Source organism: Pseudomonas reactans (assembly GCF_013387025.1).
Taxonomy (GTDB): domain Bacteria; phylum Pseudomonadota; class Gammaproteobacteria; order Pseudomonadales; family Pseudomonadaceae; genus Aquipseudomonas; species Aquipseudomonas reactans.
Genome location: NZ_JACAQP010000007.1, coordinates 70,975 through 92,282 on the forward strand (window position 1 = coordinate 70,975; position 21,308 = coordinate 92,282).

The 21,308-nt window shown below is 66.1% G+C and carries 14 protein-coding genes; 1 reads left to right on the forward strand and 13 read right to left on the reverse strand.

Annotation, left to right across the window (positions count from 1 at the left end):
• Positions 1-350: 350 nt before the first annotated feature.
• Positions 351-1,514 carry an L-dopachrome tautomerase-related protein gene (locus HX793_RS09455; RefSeq protein WP_218178726.1) on the forward strand — a complete coding sequence of 388 codons (1,164 nt, stop codon included), beginning with the start codon at positions 351-353 and terminating at the stop codon, positions 1,512-1,514.
• Positions 1,515-1,527: 13 nt separating this feature from the next.
• Here the strand turns inward: HX793_RS09455 and HX793_RS09460 are convergent, their stop codons facing one another.
• From HX793_RS09460 to HX793_RS09520, 13 genes are read right to left on the reverse strand one after another with little or no spacing between them, the layout of a single operon-like run.
• Positions 1,528-2,904 carry an isochorismate synthase gene (locus HX793_RS09460; RefSeq protein ID WP_177049387.1) on the reverse strand — a complete coding sequence of 459 codons (1,377 nt, stop codon included), beginning with the start codon at positions 2,902-2,904 and terminating at the stop codon, positions 1,528-1,530.
• A complete protein-coding gene (locus tag HX793_RS09465; protein WP_177049388.1) occupies positions 2,901-3,209 on the reverse strand; it encodes an isochorismate lyase in 309 nt (102 codons plus the stop codon). Before HX793_RS09465 ends, HX793_RS09460 begins: the two co-directional genes overlap by 4 nt.
• Positions 3,206-3,964, reverse strand: a complete 759-nt coding sequence (locus HX793_RS09470; protein ID WP_177096322.1) for a thioesterase II family protein — start codon at positions 3,962-3,964, stop codon at positions 3,206-3,208. The genes HX793_RS09465 and HX793_RS09470 overlap by 4 nt, the downstream gene beginning before the upstream one ends.
• Positions 3,961-5,559: a (2,3-dihydroxybenzoyl)adenylate synthase gene (locus HX793_RS09475; protein WP_177049392.1), complete on the reverse strand. Its 1,599-nt coding sequence runs from the start codon at positions 5,557-5,559 to the stop codon at positions 3,961-3,963. The genes HX793_RS09470 and HX793_RS09475 overlap by 4 nt, the downstream gene beginning before the upstream one ends.
• On the reverse strand, positions 5,552-6,271 hold the full coding sequence (locus HX793_RS09480) for a VOC family protein (RefSeq protein ID WP_095016156.1): 720 nt from the start codon (positions 6,269-6,271) through the stop codon (positions 5,552-5,554). The genes HX793_RS09475 and HX793_RS09480 overlap by 8 nt, the downstream gene beginning before the upstream one ends.
• A complete protein-coding gene (locus HX793_RS09485; protein WP_256348209.1) occupies positions 6,268-7,467 on the reverse strand; it encodes a Gfo/Idh/MocA family oxidoreductase in 1,200 nt (399 codons plus the stop codon). Before HX793_RS09485 ends, HX793_RS09480 begins: the two co-directional genes overlap by 4 nt.
• Positions 7,410-8,588, reverse strand: coding sequence for a cytochrome P450 (locus tag HX793_RS09490; protein WP_177049394.1), 1,179 nt, complete (start codon positions 8,586-8,588; stop codon positions 7,410-7,412). The genes HX793_RS09485 and HX793_RS09490 overlap by 58 nt, the downstream gene beginning before the upstream one ends.
• On the reverse strand, positions 8,585-10,255 hold the full coding sequence (locus HX793_RS09495; protein ID WP_177049396.1) for a class I SAM-dependent methyltransferase: 1,671 nt from the start codon (positions 10,253-10,255) through the stop codon (positions 8,585-8,587). The genes HX793_RS09490 and HX793_RS09495 overlap by 4 nt, the downstream gene beginning before the upstream one ends.
• Positions 10,252-11,286, reverse strand: coding sequence for a class I SAM-dependent methyltransferase (locus tag HX793_RS09500; protein ID WP_177096320.1), 1,035 nt, complete (start codon positions 11,284-11,286; stop codon positions 10,252-10,254). The genes HX793_RS09495 and HX793_RS09500 overlap by 4 nt, the downstream gene beginning before the upstream one ends.
• The gene (locus tag HX793_RS09505) at positions 11,283-12,386 is read right to left on the reverse strand and encodes a saccharopine dehydrogenase NADP-binding domain-containing protein (protein ID WP_177096317.1); all 1,104 of its coding nucleotides are present in this window, start codon (positions 12,384-12,386) and stop codon (positions 11,283-11,285) included. The genes HX793_RS09500 and HX793_RS09505 overlap by 4 nt, the downstream gene beginning before the upstream one ends.
• Complete coding sequence (locus HX793_RS09510; protein WP_177096315.1) at positions 12,380-14,125, reverse strand: ABC transporter ATP-binding protein; 1,746 nt, start codon at positions 14,123-14,125, stop codon at positions 12,380-12,382. The genes HX793_RS09505 and HX793_RS09510 overlap by 7 nt, the downstream gene beginning before the upstream one ends.
• Positions 14,122-15,855: an ABC transporter ATP-binding protein gene (locus HX793_RS09515; protein WP_177096312.1), complete on the reverse strand. Its 1,734-nt coding sequence runs from the start codon at positions 15,853-15,855 to the stop codon at positions 14,122-14,124. The genes HX793_RS09510 and HX793_RS09515 overlap by 4 nt, the downstream gene beginning before the upstream one ends.
• A complete protein-coding gene (locus tag HX793_RS09520; RefSeq protein ID WP_178905506.1) occupies positions 15,852-21,308 on the reverse strand; it encodes a non-ribosomal peptide synthetase in 5,457 nt (1,818 codons plus the stop codon). The genes HX793_RS09515 and HX793_RS09520 overlap by 4 nt, the downstream gene beginning before the upstream one ends.

The window sequence follows — 21,308 nt, forward strand, 5'->3', positions numbered from 1 at the left end:
TTCAATTTAGTATTGAAAGTGTATCCGTTTTCACAGACTGCTATCGCGGTAAGCACTTCGCTACGCTGGTCACACCTCCAACCCCAGCAGCGGATATCTATCATGTCACTCACTACGCTTATCATGTTTGCCAAGCGCGCCGACGCCGTACTTTTCAAGCTGTGGAGCCTCCACTTGAGGCCCGTCGATTTGTCCTCCCAGTTCAGTGGTCAAGGCCCAGAACATCTCAAGCGATCCTGAACCAATTCTCTTCATTTCGATGAAACTGTTTTCGACAGTCGCTGGGTAATTCCGTCCATCCTGTCCAATCGAAGCCCGCTGGCCTGATCAACAGGGCTTGGAGCACCGCCATGCACGTAAAAAGTCCACTCGCCTGTTTTTTCCTCGCGACAACGGTTGCCCTTAGCAGCCAGATCGCCCATGCCGCCCTGCCCAGTGAACAGCATCAGGGCGTCATCGAGCCGGTATTCGCCTTCCATGACGCCATGCCCACCGGCGTGACGGTCACTGAGAAAGGCCGCCTCTTTGTCAACTTTCCGCGCTGGGGCGACAATGTCCCTTTTACCGTTGCAGAACTGCGTAATGGCAAAGTGGTGCCTTACCCTGACCTGTCGATAAACCAGGCCAACCCCAAGGATCCAGCCAAAGGTTTTATCAGCGTTCAAAGCGTCGTGGCGGACGGACGCGGACGGCTCTGGATTCTCGATACCGCAGCCCCTGGGTTCTCGGCGCCGCAGCCCGGTGGCGCGAAGCTGGTCGTGGTTGACCTGGCCACTAATAAGGTGGTGAAGACGCTGGTCTTCCCAGAAAACGTCATGCTGCCCAGTACCTACGTCAACGACATGCGCTTCGATTTTCGTGTGGGCGACGAAGGCGTGATCTACCTCACGGACTCGTCCCTCAGCGGCCCTGGGGCGATCATCGTCATGGACATTGCCAGCGGCACGGCACGGCGTCGGCTCAGCGGGGCGATATCGACCTCAGTCGATACGGCTTTCGTGCCCAAGGTCGAGGGCGAAATCCTCAAAGTCCGTAAAGCCGACGGCAGCTCACAACCCTTTGCCGTGGCGTCCGATGGCATCGCCCTGTCGGCGGATGGCCAGATCTTGTATTTCTGCCCACTGTCGAGCCGGCACCTGTATTCGGTGCCCACCGCACTGCTGCGTGATGCGTCGATCACTGAGGCGCAACTCGCCGAAGCGGTCAAGGACCTTGGCGAAGAAAAAGGCGCCTCCGATGGGCTGGAGGCCGATGCATCAGGGGCGCTTTATGCTGGCGATTACGAAAACAACAGCGTGCGCAAGCGCCTTGCGGATGGAGAGTGGCAAACCCTCGTGCATGACCCACGGGTGCTCTGGCCCGACACATTCTCGATCGGCCCGGACGGCTACCTGTACTTCATGGCCAACCAGTTGCATCGCCAGGCGATTTTTCATGCAGGCAAGGACTTGCGGCAGAAGCCCTACAGCCTGCTGCGTGTGAAGATTGATGCCGCACCCGCGCCGACGTATTGAGCGCGCGGGACGATTATCGAAGCGCTGACTCCTGTGGAGAGAGCAACAATGCCTGCTCCATGCTGGCAAGCTTGATCTGGGTTTCCTCATACTCCCCGGCAGGCTGAGAGCCCTCGACAATCCCGCACCCCGCGAACAAATGACAGTGTCGCGGGGTCATCAGCGCCGAGCGCAGAGCGACCAGGAAATCCCCATTGCCCTGTGAATCCAACCAACCCACCGGCGCCGCGTACCAACCCCGGTCGAAACCTTCGTGGTGGCGGATAAAATCCATGGCGGTCGCACTTGGCAATCCACCCACTGCTGGCGTTGGATGCAGCGCGTGAACGCCGTCCAGCAACCGCTTGTCCGGGTTGAGTTGCGCCATGATCGGCGTGCTCAGGTGCTGCACGTTGGCGAGCTTCAGCAGGTGGGGGGATGACGCAGCCTGGAGGTCGCGGACCTTGCCATCCAGGGCCTGGGTGATGGTCTGCACCACCAGTTGGTGTTCATGTTGCTCCTTGGGATCGGCCAGTAGCCGTTCACCGATAACGTGATCCTCGTCGGCCGTAATGCCTCGCCGCGCGCTGCCAGCCAGGGCGTGGGTGGTCAGGCGACCCGCCTGACAACTGAGCAGTCGTTCGGGGGTAGCGCCCATGAAGCAATGCTCGCCACGGTGCAGCGCGAACAGGTGGGATGCGTTACCCCGTGCGTGCAGACGCTGCATCACTGCACCACTGTCGAGGGGCGCGTCCAACTGGTACTCGATATGCCGCGCCAACACCACTTTGTACAAGTCACCGCGTGAAATGGCCTGCAACGCCATATCGACCTTACCCTGCCATTGTGGGGACGGCAGCGCGTTGCGTTCGATAACATCGGGCGCAGTGGCCGTCGCGGCGGGCGGGTTGAGCAGTTGCGCATAGGCCGCGATGCTGTCGCGGGCCAATGCCTGCGGGTCGCTGTCGGGTTCGACCACTTGCTGGCAGCGTATCCAGCGGCCGTCGGTGTCTTCGCTGAGCAGCCAATGGGCCAGATGAAAACTGGCGTCAGCGAAGGCGGCCCAATGCGGTGCGCACGGCCGTTGCTCATCGAAGCGCATGCCGCCCAGCAGCAAGGGTGCCTTGGGCCCGTCGATCACCGCGTCGGCGCACAGGGCGAACCATTGCCGGTTGACGTCGAGCATGCGCTGGGGGCCGTTGGCCTCGATCTGCCAGGCGCAGCCCAGGCCGAACAACGTCAGGTCCGGCGAGTGCGCGCGCCAGAAGAAACCCTGCCGGTGGGCTTCGTAAAGGGCCAGGGCCTCCAGCGTCGGCGCGGCGTGTGAAGAAACGGCGATGACGGGCCGTTGATACGCCACCGCACGCTGGTGTGCGGTCTGGAATACCTTGAGCAACACGTACAGGTTCATACCACCTTGCTCTTTTTCTGCAACCAGAAGGAGGTCTGCTCGGCGATGTACCAGTGGATGATCTGGTTGAACAGCCCCTCGATAAACTCTGCGTCCAGCCCGGCCGTCTGCGCCCATTGCCGGCGCTGCGGCAACATCGCCGCGACACGTTCCGGGGCGGCGATGCTGGCCTGGTCGGGCTTGAACGCGGAGGCGGCCTTGACGTATTGCATGCGCAGGCCGAGGGCCTCGATGATCTGCTGGTCGAGGCTGTCGATGGCTTCACGAATGTCCGAAAGGCCAGTGCAGTGTTCCGGGGTTTTCATACCGAGTCTCCCTGTAGGTAGGCAGTGCGTTGCAACAGGTGATGGATCACCGGTCGCGGCTGATGCTTGAGGTAAAAGTGGTCGCCGTCGAACAGGCGGATATCCGGGGTGTGGTCGCTGAGGTCAGCCCAGGCACGGGCCTGCTCAAGGCTGACTTCGGCGTCATCGCGGGCCAGCAGCACGTCGAGTGGCGCCGACAAGCGGGTAAGCTGCTGGGGGCGCCAGGTTTCGATGGCCTGGTAGTCGCTGCGCAGGGTTGGCAGGAACAACGCACGCAGTTGGGGATTGGCCCACAGGCCGGCGGCGTCGGCGTCCTGGCGCAGGATATCGGCGATCAGCGCGGCGTCGTCCTGGCGGTGCAGGTCACTGGCGGGTTGCCGGTGTGGAGGCGCGTGACCCGAGACGAACACATGGGCGGCGCCAGAGCCCGCCGCTTGCAGGCGCACTCCCACGGCGTAGGCGAGGGCGGCGCCCATGCTGTGGCCGAACAGCAGCAAAGGCCGGGCGGGCAACGCGTGCAGAGCTGCGGCAATGTGCCCGGCGAGGCTGTCCAGGCAGGGGATATGCGTTTCGTTGAAACGCTCTTCATGTCCCGGAGATTGCACGGCCAGCAGGTCGATATCCCCCGGCAGGTGCGCCAGCCACGGACGGAAAAAACTCGCGCTGCCCCCGGCATGGGCCAGGCACACCAGGCGTGCCCGTGCCTGTTGGCTTTCTCGTAGCACACGCAGCCACGGTGATGCCGCGCCGCTCATAGCGCCAACACCTGTTCCGCCAAGGCCTTGCGGTTGACCTTGCCCAGGCGCGTCAATGGGAATTCGCGCAGCACCTGCAAACGATCCGGCAACTTGTAGGCGGCCAGCCCACGTTCGCGCAGCCAGGCGTTGATCGAGGCGAGGTCAACCCGCTCGCCGTGGGCCAGCACACAGGCGCAACTGCGCTCCCCGAGCAACTCGTCGGCCAGCGCCACCAGCGCCACATCGCGAATCAACGGATGGCCGAGCAGCAGGTTCTCGATCTCTTCCACGGGAATTTTCTCGCCCCCGCGATTGATCACATCCTTGCTGCGACCCTCGACAATCAAATGCCCTTCGGGCAGGCGCCGCACCAGGTCGCCGCTGCGGTAAAAACCGTCGGCGGTAAACGCGCGCTGGTTCTGCTCGGCGGCGTTGTAATAGCCGCGAATGGTGTAGGGCCCACGCACCAGCAATTCACCGACGGTGCCGGGGGCGACCGGCTGGTCATCGGCGTCGACGATGCGGATCTCGTCGTCGGCGGTCAGCGGCAGCCCCTGGGTGTCGAACACCCGCGCCTGCGGATCATCCAGTGGCGTGAAGCACAGCAAACCCTCGGCCATGCCATACACCTGTTGCAGGCCGCAGCCCAAGACCGGACGGATGCGTGCGGCGATCTCGGCCTTGAGCCGGGCGCCGCCGACCTGCAGCCATTGCAGGCTGCCCAGGTCGTTATCGGACCATTGCGCGACTTCCAGCCACAGCAACACCAGCGGTGGGATCAGGGCGGTGTGGGTGATGCGTTCGCGTTGGATCAGCTCAAAGGCGGTGTCCGGGCTCGGTTCCGGCGCCAGTACCAGGGTAGCGCCGACACTGAACACGCCCAAAGCACCGGGAGAGGCGAGGGGGAAGTTGTGCGCCACCGGCAGTGCGGCGAGGTATCGGGTATCGGCATCGAACCCACACGCCTGGGCCGCCAGGCGCGCATTGCACGCGTAGTCGTCATGGGTGCGCGGGATCAGTTTGGGCAGGCCAGTGGTGCCGCCGGACAACAGCAGCACCGCCACCTCCCGCGAATCCGGCGCAGGCAGGTCGCGCGGGCTGGCCACGCACTGCGCCAGCGGCACGAATTCCTCGGCGGCACCGACCACCCACACCTGTTGCAGGCTCGGCACTTGCTCGCGCAGCGTGCGCGCCAACGGGCGATAGTCAAACCCCAGGTGCTGATCAACCATCACGTAGGCCACTGCCTGGCTGAGGTGCGCCAGGTGCGCCAGTTCATGTTCGCGGTGGGCCGGCAGCGCAAACACCGGGATCACGCCCAGGCGCAGCAGCGCGAAGGTCAGGCTGAAGAACTCGGCGATATTCGGCAACTGCACCAGCACCCGCTGGCCCGCCACCAGCCCGCGCTCGGCCAGGCCGGCGGCCAGGCGGTCGGCCTCATGGTCGAGCTCGGCGTAGCTCCAGCGCCGCGAGCCGTCTACCAGCGCCTCCTTGTCTGGCGTGCGCCGGGCCTGCTCGCGCAGCAGTTCGCCCAAGGGCGCGCCGCGCCAGTAGCCTTGCTCGCGGTAGCGGCGGATAAAGTCGTCGGGCCAGTCAGTGCATCCATCAAGCATGGCAATCTCCTTGGGCAGTCGGGCAACCCAGCAACTGGGCGCCGTGCAGATTCAGCGGGTGCGCAAGGCCGGTGATTTGCACCGCCTGTACGCCGGTGTGCGTGGCCGGTTGCAGGCGCAACAGCGGGTCATCGCCGGCCAGCAGGTCGAGGGCGGTTCTGTCGTCGGGGTGTACGCCCAAATGAATCGCGGCCAACCCGGTAGCGCCATTCGGGTGGACCCTGTGCGCCGGGTGCTGGGACGGTGAGTAGGGCGTGACCAGGAAGGGCAAGCGATCATGGCGCGGGTACACGAAACGAAAGCGCGTCTGGCTGCCATCGGCGCAGGTGCGCCGCCAGTTCACCGTACGTCCCATGCTCACGCCGCAAGCCGCCAGGCCCTTGAGGCGAGGCGCCAGGGCCGGGTCTTCGCACAGCAGGGCCAGGTCGCAGAAACCTTCGCCCTGCGCGGCCCAACGCAACATGCGTCGCCCGGCCCCCCGGCCGGCCAGGCAGTCGATGGGCCACTTGAACAGCCAGGCATGACGCGGCGTGGTCAACAGTTCGATGATCGGCCCCTGGCTGAACCAGATGTGCGCGTGTTGCGCGCTGGCTTCGGCGGTGGCGTAAGTGACCTCGAAGCCGGCGGCACGAAAATTCGCCACGGCCTGGTGCAAGTCACGCACCCACAGCAGCACATGGCTGCAGGCGGAAGAGGGTTGAGCAGTGTTCAAAACGGCAGGGCTCCCAGCAGTTGGGCGGTGTCGTCACCGCAAGGGGGTTGCACGGCGTCGGCACGCGCGTGGAGTTCGGCCAGTGGCAGCGAACGCGGCACCGGTGGCTCGATCAGTTCAGGCATGCCGATCAGGCCGTTCATTTCGCGCCAGGCCATGGACACCTCGGTCGCCCACACGCCGCTGCGCAGGCGGCGTGTGGGGTCGTCGATGTCGCGGCACAGTTCACCCAACGCAAGGCTGACCGCGTCGGGCCAGAGCTGGTTGAACACCTGGTGGTAGCTCGCGGGGAGCTGCGGGTCGAGCACCACCATCGTCGGCCCGGCAAGGCGTTCGCTGCCGGCGCCGGCCATGATCAGGCGGTCGGTGTTATCCCGTGGGGCATGCAGGCGCGGGTTCCACAGCACCGGGCCATGGGTGTCGCCCAGGCTCAGCACGCCGGCTTCGCAGCCCACTTCGAGGCGATGCAACAGGAAGGAATGGTTGTCCGGGTCCTGGGGGTGCACCTGGTTCTGGATGCGCAGGCTGATTGGCACCCCGTTGAAGCTCGCGTTGAGCCGCGTGAAAGGCTGCGTCCCGACCCCGGTGGCGGGCGCCGCGAACACCCAGGGTCGCAGGCCACCGGCCAGGCGCCCGAGAATGTCCAGCAGCGGGTACGCCACCTGGCTGTTGCAGGCCGCGTCGATGTACGCCAGCCCTTGCTGCTCGCGCAGGTACCCGGCCACGGCGAGAAAACGCCGGATCGCGAGAATGTTCGGGTACAGCGTGTTCACCGCGTAGGCTGCCTGGCCTTGACGCGCGGCCTGCATGCACGCCGCGATTTCGCGGTGGTGCACCGGGTGTTCCTGCAGCACGTGGATGCCGCGTCGCAGCAGGTGCTGGGCCAGCTCACTGCCGGCGCCGCCGGTGGCGCCGGAGCGCACCACCACGCAGGCGATGTCGACGTCATCCGGCACTTGCTCGACAGCCTCGTACAACGGCACGCCATAGTGCGCGGCGCAGGCGCGCGAGTAGGCATTGCCGCGTGACAGGATACCCACCAGTTCATAGTCGGCCTGGGCGCGTGCCACCGCTTGCAGGTAGATACGGCCAAATGCAGTGCCGGCGACGATCACGCGTTTACGTGCAGTCGGGCGGCTCATGACCAGGTCACCGGCAGGCAGTGGGCGCCGCGAAAGAATGTCGCGGTTTTCCATTGCACATCACCACAGCGCTGCAGGCTGGGCAGGCGCACCACCAGGGCGTGCAGCGCCTCCTGCAATTCGACCCGCGCCAGGGCTGAGCCGATGCAGTGATGCAAGCCGTGGCCGAAGCCGAAATGGCCGCTGGCATCCCGTTGCAGGTCCAGCGCCTGTGGGTTTTCAAAGCGAGCCGGGTCATGGTTGGCGGCGCCGATCGAGGCGAACACCGCGTCGCCCTGTCGCACCAGGGTTTCACCGACCTGAATGTCTTCCAGCGCGTAGTGCACAAACATCGCCGCCGAGGCCAGCGGGATGTAGCGCAGCAGCTCTTCGACCGCCTGCGGTATCTGCTCGGGATCGGCCTTGAGCTGTTGCCACTGCGCGGGGTTGTCCAGCAGCACCTGGATGAAGTTGGGGATCTGCGAGGCACTGCCTTCGTAACCGGCGACCAGGATCGCAATGCACAACAGCAGCAGTTGTTCCTCGTTGAGGGATTCGCCTTTGTCGTCGGCCTGGCTCAGGGCAGTCATGAAGTCATCACGTGGTTCGCGTCGACGTTCGGCCACCAGGTTTTTGATGTATGCGGCCAATTCGCCCAGATGACGCTGGGTCTGATCCGCGTCTTCAGGGCGGGTCGACAGCAGGGAGTCGTTCCACACCTTGAAACGGTCACGGTCCTGCACCGGCACACCCAGCAGTTCGCAGATCAGCGCCAGGGGCAACGGCAAGGCGTAGTCGTTGACCAGATCGGCCGGCGGGCCGGCGGCGAGCATGCGGTCGATCAACTGATGGGCGTAGTCACGGGCGTGGGGGCGCAGGGCTTCCACGCGGCGACGGGTGAAAGCCTGGGCGGCGCGCGAGCGAATCCGCGTGAGTTGCGGCGGGTCCATCATCACGATGCCGCCGGCGATGCGTGGGAAGGCACGCGGGCTATCGTCGCGGCGAAACGCCTCGCTGCGGCTGAAGCGCCGGTCACCGAGCACCAGGCGCACATCGTCATAGCGGGTGGCGAGCCAGGCGGGGGCGCCGATGGGCATCTGGATGCGCAACAGCCCCGGTGCCTGCTGGGCATGGCGATAGGGTTCCGCCAGCTTGAGGTCGGTGAAGCGGTTGAACGGGTAGGCCAGCGGGGTCATGGCAAGTCCTTGGCGGTGCTGAGGTCGGGCAAATGGTCGAGCAGCTCAAGCTGCAATTCGGGGTCTTCCAGGTGGGCCACCAGTGCGGCGCGGCTCAGGCGTTGGGCCGGGACCTGGGCAACGAATACGCGATGGCCCAGGCGCGCCAGCGGGTGTGTGGCGGCGGGCAGGCTGCGGTTGCCGTGGAATCCGGCTCGCGCCAATGCGCTTTGCCACTGCGACAGGTCGAGGAAGGTGGCGCTGCTGAGCTGGCGTTCGTCGCTGGCCTGATTGAGCATGAAAGCCTGGGAGGCCATCACCCAGAATTCCTCCTGGGTCGGTTCGCTGAACACCAGCCAGCCGCCCGGCTTGAGCAAAGCGAGCAGGGTGGCCAGGGAGCGCTCGGTGTCGCGGGCGGCATTCAGCACGCCCCCGGCAACGATCAAGTCCCAGCTCTGGCTGGGATAACCCTGTGCCAGCGCCGGGCGATCGATATCGAATACGCCGTGACGCACCCATGGCCAGTCCTTGAGCCGCTCGGCAGTCTGCTCGCTGAAGTAGCGCGACACGTCGGTGCACAGATAGTCCACGCTGGCATTCGCCAAGGTGGGCAACACCGCTTGGGTGGTGGACCCGGTGCCCGCGCCGACTTCCAGCACGCGCAGCGGCACACCGGCCGGTTGGCGTGCGGCCCAGGCGCCGATCCAGTGCGCGACGGCGCGGTGCTGGTATTGCGCCGCCAGGCTCTCGCGGTACAGCGCCGCCGCGCGTTCGGTGCGGCCTTCGGGAAACAACAGGTGCACCGCCGCAGACTCGCCACGCATCAACGACGGCAACTGCCGCGCATTCTCCCGCGCGTAGTCGAGGGTGCCGTTGCCGCCAGTATTGCGCGCCCAGTCCACGCTCAACTGCGCCCAAATACCTTCCAGGGCGATATCGCTCCAGGCATTCGCGTCGAGGGTGGGTAGCAATCGATCGGCGACGCGTCGCAACAGGCCTTGGGCTTGCAGCACATCCAGCCAGCGCGCGATCAACGGCCGGTGGCCAGGGGCAATACCCGCCCGTGCCAGGCTGTGGGCCACGTCATTGAGCGGTGCCGGCAGCAACCCACACTGCTCAAGCCCATTGAGCATGGAGAGGAGCGCGGCGTGACCCAGTCGATCATTGAGTCGCACCGCCTCCACCAGTTGCGCGGGTTCGAAGGCTTGGTCGAGGGCGGCCTCGGTTGCGGCCAGCTGATCGTCCACCGGCCTGCTCGGGCAAGGATACGGCACCACGAACAGCGTCTGGCCGTGCAGGGCAACGGCACTGACTTGAGGATGGCCCAAAGCGCGCTCACGCCAGCGTTGATGCGCCAGCTTGACGCTGGCCAAGTCGAGCCATTGCTCCGTGAAACCTTGCACGCGGCAATCGAGTTGCGCCGCCGCACGCTCCGCGAGCTGCCAGTCACCCGGGCGGTGGCTGACGAACAGCACCTGTTGCAGGTGGCTCAGATCACTCAAGGCCAGTGCGGGAAAATCCAGCAGGCGCTCCAACTGCTCGGCGCTCATCATCACCACCGCGGGGCGTTGGCGCTCAAGCAAGGCCAGCAGCCGCGCGGGCGCCAACTGATGAACGCCCAGGTCGGTAAACGCAGGCAGTTGCCAGGGTGCAGTGGGCAGGTCGATCAACAGGGTGTCGACGTTCATCGGGAAACTCCGGTGGCATGGAACAGGCGTTGCCCGGCGGCGGCCAGCGGGTCGGTCGCGGCGGGCCATACGTCGTGCAACTCAAAGCCTGCGACGTACAAGGCCTGGCGCCAGGCGTCGGGTGGCATGAACACCTCATCGATGACCCGCAGCGGCGCGCCGGCTGGGGGTGAGAGCAGCAGGTGCATGAAGGTCAGCATCGCCGGGTTGTCGGCGATGGATTCGCTGAACAGCAAGGTGCCGCCGTCGCGCAGGCAGGCGCGGATTCGCGCCAGGCTGCGCGGCAGGTCGCAGGCGTTGTGCAGCACGTTGCCGGCGATCACCAAGTCCTGGCTGCGGGGCGCGATGCCTTGCTCGCTGAAGTCGCGGTCCAGGTCGAGCACGTCGAATTGCATACCGGGCTCCAGGCGCAATTCGCGCCGAGCCACGCCGGTGAACAGTGAGCTGATATCAGTGAAGCGATAAGCTTTTTCACGGTCCTCCAGGGCTGCCAACACGGCACGCGTGGTACAGCCGGCACCGCCGCCGAGCTCCAGCACCTGCAACACGTCGTCGGCGGCGCGGGTTTCCCGCGCACGGGCCGCGAGCGTCTGGTTGATCGCGGCAGTGAAGTGGTTGTGCTGATACGCACCGAGTACCGCCACCGGGTCCCCGGCGAGCACCAGCAACGGCGCCAGGGCGATGCGGTCGCGCAGCAACTCGGGCAGGCACTCGATGACCTGGGCATGGAGTTGCGCCATGCTCGGCGGGAAACCCAGCTCGGCATACAACCCTGGCAAATCGCCGAGGGGGGCTTGAGGCGGCGTGCCATTCCAGGCCAACCGCTCGCCGTCTACCTGCACGGCTTCGGTACGCGACAACGCCGCGAGCCAGCGCCGCACGATCCAGGCGTGGCGCGGTGCGGTGCCCAGCGCCTGGTTAAGCTGTTCGGCGGTTCGCCAGACCTGCATCGGCAAGGCCTGGGTGCGCAGGAGCACGTCGGCCATGACGCCCAGGCTCAGTTGTTCCAGTGCGTTAAGGGCGGTGTTCATAGGCAACCTTCTTCGGCGTGTTGCAGGTGTTCGAGCGGGTGGTCCAGCAGGGTCAGTGCGCGGATCGCCTGAGTGCGTTGCAGGCGCTCAAGGCTGGCGGCGGGCGGCAACGCGTAAGCGGCGTCATGGCAGCCGGGGCGGATTTCGCCTTCGAGCACACTCACCACCGTGACTGCCGCCATGGCGCCGGTCAGAAGCGCGTTGCCTGTGCCGCTGACGATCAGGCTTCGGGTGCAGGCTTGGCCGTCGCAGAGGCCATCGAGTTGCAGCAACAACGTGACAAAGGGTGGCTGGCCACTGAGGTCCAACTGGCTGGCGGTGCATAAGCGCTGCACCGCTTCGGCACGCGGCAGGCTGTGCGCCTGGTCGAGGCCCTTGAGTACATGGCCGTCGGTCATCACGTTGAACCACTGGCCTGTTTCCAGGCGCAGGTCCCTGGCCAAGCGTTCGCCTTCCCGGTTCAAGTAGGGCAGCACATGCACCGGCCCGGGGAAACACGGCAGCAGCACGTCGCGCCTGCGTCGCAGTGCGCGGCTGCAACGGCCGTTGTGCCAGGCCGCCAAGGGCTCGCTGGAGCCGTCTACCGCCCCTTGCAGGAAGTCATCGGCGGCGACCGCCGTGAAGCGGTCACGCAGGCCAAAATAGCTACTCAGCCCCTGCACGTGTGTGAACCCCTGCATCGCGAGCCAGCGTGGCAGCAGGCCGGTAAGGCCCGGCTGCAGGCCCGCACCAAGCACCGCGCTGCGCCCGCGCCATAAAACCGGGTCGAGCTGGATATCGCCCGCGGCGTCGACGTAATGCGCATCGGCGTTCAAGGCGGCCTGCGCGGCACGGTCCGCCACACGCCAAGAGGGGCCGGCGCAGTTGAGCAGCACGTCGCAGCCACGGGCGAACCTGGCCAGGGCTGGTGTGTCGTTGAAATCCACGGCGACCCATTGCAGGCGTGCTTCGGGCCATTGCTGCTGGAGCAGCGCCAGGCAGCGCGCGCCGTTGTGCGCGTCACGCCCGCCCAGGCGCAGGTCCTGCAGGCCCAGGCTCAACAAGGCCTGTGCGCTGGCCAGGCCGACGTCGCCACTGGCGCCCAGCACCCCGATCAGCATGGCTGGGCCTGCGCCTTCAGGCGCCAGCCGCCGGCGCGCTGACGGTCATGCCAGAACCCGGCGTAACGACCGTTGAGGCTGAGCAGGTGCGCGTGAGTGCCTGATTCCACCAGGCGACCTTCGTCCAGGACCAGGATCTGGTCGGCGGCCATGATGGTCGGCAAACGATGGGCGATCACCAGCACGGTCGAGTGTTGCATCAGGCGTTGAATCGCGGCCTGCACGAAGGCTTCGTTGTGTGGGTCGAGCGCGGCGGTGGCTTCGTCCAGCAGCACGATGGGCGCACGCTTGAGCAAGGCGCGCGCCAGGGACACGCGTTGGCGCTCACCGCCGGACAACGATGCGCCGCCTTCGCCCACCGGTGTATTCCAGCCTTGCGGCAGGCGGGCGACGATTTCATCGACACCAGCCAGCCGTGCTGCTTCGGCGACGTCGCGGGCACTGGCGTCCGGGCTGCCGACGCGGATATTCGCTTCGAGGCTGTCGTCGAACAGGTACACGTCCTGCATCACCAGCGACAGTTGCGCCATCAGCGCCGCGTTGGACAGCTCGCGCACGTCCACGCCGCCGACCTTGACGCTGCCCGCCGTGGTGTCGAAAAAGCGCATCAACAGGCGGGTGACGGTGGTCTTGCCCGAGCCAGACGCGCCGACAATCGCGGTCATCGAATGCGCCGAGGCGCTGAAGGTCAGGTCGCGCAACACCGTCGGGCCACTGGGGTAGGCGAAGCTCACGTGTTCGAAAGCTAGGCTGCCCGGCGCTGATAATGGCAGGCTGACGGCGGGTTCGGGCAACGGCGGCTCCCGCAGGATGCCCACCAACTGATCCAGGTCGTTGCCGGCCATGCGCAACAGGCCGCTACGTGCCGCCGCTTCGGCCAATGGCCCGACGAACCGTGCTGCCAGGGCGAGCAGGGCCACCAGCTGGATCGCATCGATTTCACCGTGGGCCGCCAGGGCAATGCCCACGCCGACCAGCAGCGCGAAGGCCAGTTGCACGGTCAAACCGCCGGCGAGTAGCTTGGGAAAGGTCTGCGACAGCATCGAACCACCCGCCAGCTTTTGCGCCTGATTGGCCGCCTGTAACGGCGCGTAGCCGTCCTGGGTGCGGCCAAACGCGCGCAGCACCTGTTGGTAGCGAGCGAACTCCACCACCCGATTGCCGGCCAGTGTCGCGGCGGCTTCCACCCGCGCATCGTTGCTGCCGATGGCGGCGGCCGACCAATGATGGGTGAAGTAGATCAGCGGCGCACACAACACAGCCGTCAGGCCCAGGCGCCAGTCGAACACGAACAGCGTCAGCGCCACGGTGGCAGGCACCACTACCCCGGACACCACCGGCCCCAGGTAATGGGCAAACAAGCCGGTGACCATCAACGTGCCGCTGGTAGCGCTGCGTGACAGACGTCCGACCTTTTCCGAGTTGAACCAGCCCAATGGCAGGCTGACCAGGTGCTGGCCGAGGCGATCATGCAAGGTCGTCAGCACCAGCAAGGCCAGGGCAAAGCCCTTCATGGCCTGCTGGTAGTGGGCGATGCAGGTCAGCACCACCATCCCCGCCAGGCCCGCCAGCCAGGCGGTGGCCGTGGGCAGGTCGCCGGCGAACAACGCGTGCAGGATCGGCACCAGCAGCGCCACGGCCAGGCCTTGCAGCACGGCGCTGGTCACCAGCCACGCCAAGTAACGGTAGAGGCGCGGGGCATGGGCCGGGCCCAGTAAGGTCACAAGGCTGCGAATCACAGGGACATCTCCACGGCAGGGGTTTCGGCGCCGGCTCGCCACAGTCGGGCATAGGCGCCATTGGCGTTCAGCAGGTGTTCATGGCGGCCGCTTTCCAGCACACGGCCCTGGTCGAGGACGACGATCTGGTCGACCCCGCTGATGCTCGACAGACGATGGGCAATCACCAGCACCGTGCGGCCACGTGCCAAGGCAGACAGCGCATCCTGGATCAGTGCTTCGGACTCGGGATCGGCGTGGGAGGTGGCTTCATCGAGGATCAGCACCGGCGTGTCGGCCAGCAGCGTACGGGCGATGGACACGCGCTGCGCCTCGCCACCGGAGAAGATCGCATCTTCGCCGATCACCGATTGATAACCCCGGGGCAAGGCCTGGATACGCGCATGGATCTGCGCCGAGCGCGCTGCCGCCTCGACCTCTGCATCGCTGGCAGCCGGGCGGCCCAGGCGCAGGTTGTCGGCGACCGTGCCGTGCACCAGTTGCGCGTCCTGCAACACGAAGCCCACGTGTTGATACAACTGGCGCGGGTCGATCTCGCGCACATCGGCGCCGCCCACGCAGATACGGCCGGCGTTGACGTCATGAAAGCGCGGCACCAGCTTGGCCAGGGTCGACTTGCCGGCGCCGGACGCGCCGACCAATGCGGTCACGCTGCCGGCCGGGCAGTGCAGGTCGACGCCCTTGAGGATCAGGTGCTCGGCGTCGTAGCCGAACTGCACCTGTTCAAAGCGGATATCGCTGCCCTGGGGTTGGACGCAGGCCTTGGGTGTAGGCAATTCCTCAACGTCCAGCAGCGCTTCGATGCGATCCGCTGCCGCCAGGGCCGTACGCTGGGCCGTGAGGCTCTGGTTGATCACCAGCAGCGACTGCGGGATGACCACCGCCACCAGGGTTTCGGCGAACAGCTCCAGCGGCGTGATCCAACCGTGCGCCAGCAACAGGCTACCCACCCCCAGGCTCACCAGCAGGATCACCGGTACACTCAAGGCCATCGAGGAAAAGGCTTCCAGGCGCAGCAGCGGCTTGACCCAGCCGGCGTACTGCTCGCTGAACTGGTTGACCGCCTGCTGATAGCTGCGATGCGCCTGCCCGACCTGGCCGAACGCCTTGACCACGGCAATGCCGTGCACGAACTCGACAATCGCCGCGCTGACCCGGGTCATGCTCTTGTCCAGCAACTGCATCTTGGTGCCAAAACCGCGCATCATCAGGGTGTAGGCCACCGCGTAGATGGGCAGTGTCAGCACCGCGAGCAGCGCCAGCCGCCAGTTCAGCGTCGCCAGCCACAGCAGGCCCGCCAACGGTGTGACGATGGCCGCGGTGAGTTCCACCGCGTGGTGGGCGACCAGGTGGTGCAGGTCTTCGAGGTCGTCCTGCACCACCTTGCGCACGGCGCCGGAGGTGGTGTCGGTGTACCAGCCCAACGGCACGCGCCCAAGCTTGCGCACCATGGCTTCGCGCAAGCTCGATTGCAGCCGGTGGTCAGCCACATGGGTCAACCACAGCGCCACGCCACTGGCCATCCACCCCACACTCAGGGCGATCACCACCAGCGCGGCCCACAGCCACAGGGTCTTGCTGTCGGCGCTGCCGGCCAACAGCAAGCGGCCCAGTTCGGTGAGGCCGATAAAGGGCACCAGGTTGACCAATGCGCCGAGGGCGGCGAACGCCACACCAAGACGGATGAGGCGATTGACCGGGCGTTTCAGGGTATCCAAGGCGGTGGTCATGAGTTTTTCCGAAGGGCCTCAAGCAGGTGCGCAGTGACGGTGTGGACGTGAGGCGGTTCGATCACGCTGAAGTGGTTGCCAGGCACGTCGATCAGCTCGAAGTGGCCCAGGCACGCGTCTTCCCAGAACGGCGCGGCTAAATGCCCGACGCCGCCGGTGATGCCGAACGATTGCTGCTCCAGGCAGCGCAGGTAGGTCATGTTGCCGAGGAACGGCAGCGGGTCGAACCGCGCCGCTCGCATGCTGTGGCGGCACACACGGAACAGCGTCGGTACCAGTTCGGGACCGATCGGCACCCCGGCCTGGCCCGAGGCCAGGCGTGCGTATTCGGCCAGGCGTTCCTCCTGGCTGCGCGCCGATTGCTGTTGGACCGCCAGCGCCAGCGCGTCCAGCCCCGGATCGCCGCTCAGCGCCGCCATGGCCCCGGCGGGTACGCGGCGGTTGTCGCGGGCCATCAACAGGTCGATGGCGCGGTACACGTCGTAGTCTTCGATGTGCGCGCCGAACACGGTTTTCACTGGGTCCAGGTTCAGGTTGGGCACGAAGATCGCCTCGTACGCCAGCTCTTCGTCGGTGTCGATGAACATCGGGATGCTGTCGATCAGGCTCAGGTCGACCACCTCCATGCCGCGTTCGAGCAAGCGCCGCGCAACCTCGGTGGCCAGCAGCCCGCCGAGGCAGTAGCCGATCAGCTGAAAACGTTGATGACCGTCGGCAATCAAGCGCTCGGCGTAGTCCTCGGCCACGCGCTCGATCAGGCGTTTGGGCTCCAGCGCCAGGTACTGTTCGGTGTCAGCCACGGCAAAGCCAATCACCGGACCGGCCTGCTGGTCGGCAAGGGCGCGGCCCAGGTGCTGGAAATAATCGAGGGTGCCGAGGGCGGCATGGAACATCACCCGGACCGGGCCGACGTCACCCCCGCCAAACGGCACCACCAGCGCGTTGCTGCTGGACGAGCGTTGCGCTTCACCGCTGACGGCATCCGTGGCCGGCGTGGCTTCGCCCTGATTGAGCAGGCGCGCGAGGGCGGCGACATTCGGCTCGTTGAGCATCTGGCGCAGCAAGGTGTCGTAGCTCAGGCGTTGGGCCTGGGGCAGTTGCTCACGCAGTTGGCCAGCGACCCGCGCGAGGATCAGCGAGTCGGCGCCTTTTTCATAGAAGCTGTCCTCGACGCCGATCTGCGCCAGCCCCAGGGCGTCGGCCCATACGCGGCATAACTCGGCGCTGAGCGGATCGCTCGGCGCTTCCTGGCTGCTGGAGGCCTGGGCGTCGGCGGCAGGGCGCCAGCCGGCCAGGGTCTTGCGATCGACCTTGCCATTGGCGGTCAGCGGCAAGCGGTCGAGTACCTGCAGGTGCGCTGGCAGCATGTAGTCCGGCAGGCGCTCGGCCAGGGCGCGGCGCAGGCTGTCGACACTCAGGCGCTGCACGCCAGCCTTGAAGCGCGCGGCGAATACCTGCATACCGAGGGCGGCCAGCGGATGATCGGCCTGGGGCAGGGCAGGCAGGCATTCGCCACCGAAGGCCTTGACCCGCGCCTGCCAGATTTCGGCGTCGCGCAGGCCGCTGCGGCCCTGGTCGTGATCGCCGTTGGCCGGTGTCATCATGAAGCCCTGGGTCAGCAGGATCGGCGGCCATTCACCGGTCGGTTCGCTGAACACCAGCCAGCCACCAGGGCTAAGCAACTCGGTGATCTGGCCGAGGGCATTGTCGATGTCCTTGACGCTGTTGAGCATGCCCGCGCACAGCACGATATCCACGCTGTTGCTCGCCAAACCCTGAGGGCGGATGTCCTGGTCGATGTCCAATACGCCATAGCGTACCCAGGCGTGCTCGGCAAAGCGTTGCTTGGCCGCCGGCAGGAAAAACGCGGTCATGTCGGTAAACAGGTAGTCGACTTCCAGCCCATCGAGCAAGCCGATGACCGGCGCGCTGGTGGCGCCGGTACCGGCGCCGATTTCGAGGATGCGAAGTGGGCCGTCGCCTTGATGGTGGGTGGCCAGGCGGTTGATCAGCGCCGCGATGCTGTGGTTGTTGTAGCGCGACACGGCATCCCCGCCGTACAACTGCAAGGCCACGTCCAGTTGGCCTTGGGGGAACAGCAAGTCGAACGGGTTGACCTCCCCCTTGAGCAGTTGCGGCAATTGCCACACATGGTTGAGCTGGTAGTCGAGCAGCGCCTGGCTGCACAGCCCCGAGGCGACCGCTTGTTCCACCCGGCCCCACGCCAGCGCCGGGTTGGGCGCAGGTTGCGCGAGGCGGTAGTGCGAGTGGGTGGAGTGCAGCAGACCCGCCTCGCACAGCGCCCCCAACCAGCGGCGAACCAGCCAATGGTTACGCGGCTTGGCCTGCAAGGCGTGCAGGATTGCGGCGGCGTCCGGTTCGGCCCGTTCGCCGCTGAACAGTCCGGCCTTGAGCAACACCTCCAGCATCGAACTCAATGCGGCGGCACTCAGGTCAGCCTGGTACTCGCGCACCTGTTGCGCATCGAAACTGCCCACCTGGCTGTCGGCATAACGTTTGACCGCCGTAAGCAACGGCGCGCCTGGCAGCGGCTCGGGTTCGGCGCGTGCGGCCGTGACAAACGCCAACAGGTCGCCACTGACCAGGCTGACCGCACTGCCCACGCCAGGGGTGGCGAGCAGTGCGGCCTCGACCTCACCGAGTTCCACCCGATGCCCGCGAATTTTCACCTGGCCGTCTTCACGGCCCAGGAATTCCAGCTCACCCCCCGGCAAATAGCGGCCACGGTCACCGGTGCGGTACAGGCGCTGGCCGTCGACCGGGTGAGCAAAGAAGCGTGAGTCGCTCAATGCTGGATCGCCCAGGTAGCCCTGGGCCAGGCCGACACCGGTGATATACAGGTCGCCCGGCACCCAGGTCGGCGCATCACGCCAGTGGCTGTCGAGTACCCGAAAGCCTTGGTTGGCCAGCGGCAAGCCGTAGGGAATGCTGCGCCACGCTGGGTCGATGGCGCAGATGGGGTGCAGGTTCGACCAGATCGAGGCTTCGGTGGCGCCGCCCAGGCCCACCAGTTTCAGGTCGGGCAACAACGCCTGGAGTTGCGGTGGCAGGTTCAGCGGGATCCAGTCACCGGAGAGCAAGGCCAGGCGCAGGCTGTCCAGTGGCCGGGGTTCGGCGTGCAGGTAGTCGGCGAGCATGTGCAGTTGTGCCGGCACTGAGTTCCACAGCGTGACCTGATGACGCTGTACCAGTTCGGCCCAGTGCGACGGGTCGGCGCCACGTGCCGGGTCGGGCAGCACCAGGGTTGCGCCCACCGCGAGGGGCCCGAACAGGTCATACACCGACAGGTCGAAACTCAACTGCGCCAGGCCCAGTACGCGGTCATCGGCGTTGACGTCGAAGCGTCGGTTGATGTCTTGCACGGTATTGAGCGCGGCGCGATGGCTGATCATCACACCCTTGGGTTCACCGGTGGAACCGGAGGTGTAGATCACGTAGGCGAGGTCATCAGGGCTGCCTTCGACCAGCTCGAAATCCGCGCCCGCCGAGGGCAACCGGTCTACCGCGTGCCATTGCAAGGTCTCGGGCAATGGCGTGTGAGGCTGCGCCAGAGAGTGGCCCAGCACATGGCGCACCTTGGCGCTTAGCAGCACGCGGTCGCGGCGGGCGGCCGGGGCGTTGCTGTCCAGGGGCAGGTAGGCCGCGCCGGCGAGCAACACGCCGTAGGCCGCCACCACTTGGTCGAGGCCCTTGGGCATCAGGATCGCCACGGGTTCCTGCGCCTCGCAGCCGGCCTCACGCAGGGTGGCGGCCACGGCCAGTGCGCGTTCGGCAAGGGCGGCGTAGGTCAGGCTGCCACTGGCATCAATCACCGCCAGGGCGTGCGGATGTTCCCAAGCCATGGCCAGCAGGCCGTCGTGCAGGCGACCGGTAGGCAACGGGGCAGCGGTGGCATTCGCCGCCAGGCGTTCGCGCTGTTGCCAGGCCGGAAGAGGCACTTGCACCGGATGTTCCCAGGCGGCCGGATCGAGGGCGAGCAACTGCAATTCAGCGACGAAGGCCTGTTGCATATCGTCCACCAGGCCGTCGGGGAATACGCCCTGGCGCACGTCCCAATGGATATGCAGCCCGTTGGCGTCATCCATTACCTGGCAATCGAGGGTGACTTGCGGCGTCTGGGTGATGCCGTGGCCAACCCGGCGTTGACTGGCCGGCGGTGCCGCGATCCCCAGTCCGATGGCGCTGGTGAAGACCACCGGCATGGCTGCCGCTTCACGCCCACGACGGCGCCCGATTTCGCGCATGACTTGGATGCCGGAAAATAGCCGGTGCTCCAAGTCGGCAAACAATTGGCTGCCCAACTGGCGTGCCTGGGCGGTGAAGTCCAGCCCTTCGGGATCGTTGACCTGCAACAGGCTGACCGAGGTGAAGTCGCCCACCAGACGATCCACCTGCGGGTGCAGTGGCAGACGGTTGAGCAATGTCAGGTTGAGACTGAAGGCGGGCTGCTGGCTCCAGCGTTGCAACGTGGCGACGTAGGCCGCCAGTACCACGATGGAGGGGGTAAGGCCGCGTTCGCTGGCAGCGTTTTTCAGGGCGGCCCATGGCTGCGGCTCAAGCTGCGCCGAGTGCCGTTGGAAACGGGGCTCACGGGTGTCTTCGCCGCTCAGGGGCGCCGGCAGTTGTGGGGCGGCGGGCAATGCGTCGATGCGGGCCAGCCAGTAGTCACGGTCACGTTGGTGGCGGCTGCCTTCGAGCAAACTGCGCTCGGCCAGCAGGTAGTCGCGGAAGGTGATGTCCAGGGCAGGTAAGGCTGCCTGAGGATCCTGCAGCAACAGTTCCAGCTCATTGAACAGCAGCTGCGCGCTGGCCCAGTCCGCGATCAAGGAATCCATGGAAAAGTGCAGCGTGTCGCCGTTGTCGCTGCGGCTCATACGCAGTTCGAACAGCGGCCAGACCTCGGTGGGGTAGAGCTTCTGCTCCATGGCCTGGCGAATCTGTTGCACCGCGTGCTGGTGCTGCTCGCGGGTGGCGCCACGCAGATCGGCGATGGCCAGCGGGTAGTGGGCGACGTCGGGCAGCACACGCTGCGAACCTTCGCTGGCGATCACCGCGCGCAGCATGTCGTGGCGGGCGATCAGACGGTTCCAGGCCTGTTCCACCTGCTGCGGGTCGAGGGTCGGCCAGCTCAGTTCCAGGTAGCCATGGCAGGCGACATTGCCGTAGCCGAAGGACGATTGGCGGCCCAGCAGGTAGGCATTCTGCACATCGGTGAGGGGGAAGGGCGTGTGGTGCTGCGCCGGATCGGCCTGCACGAGCGGGCGTTCCTGTGTCTCCAGCAGGTGCAGGATCTGTTGCTTGTGTTCGCGCAGTTGCGCCAGGCGTTCCGTGTCGAGCAGGCCCTGGGGCGCGCGGAATTTCAGTTGGCCATCCTGGGGCCAGAGTTCGACGCCCAGGGACTTGAGTTCGCTTAGCAGTTTGGCGGCGGGCAT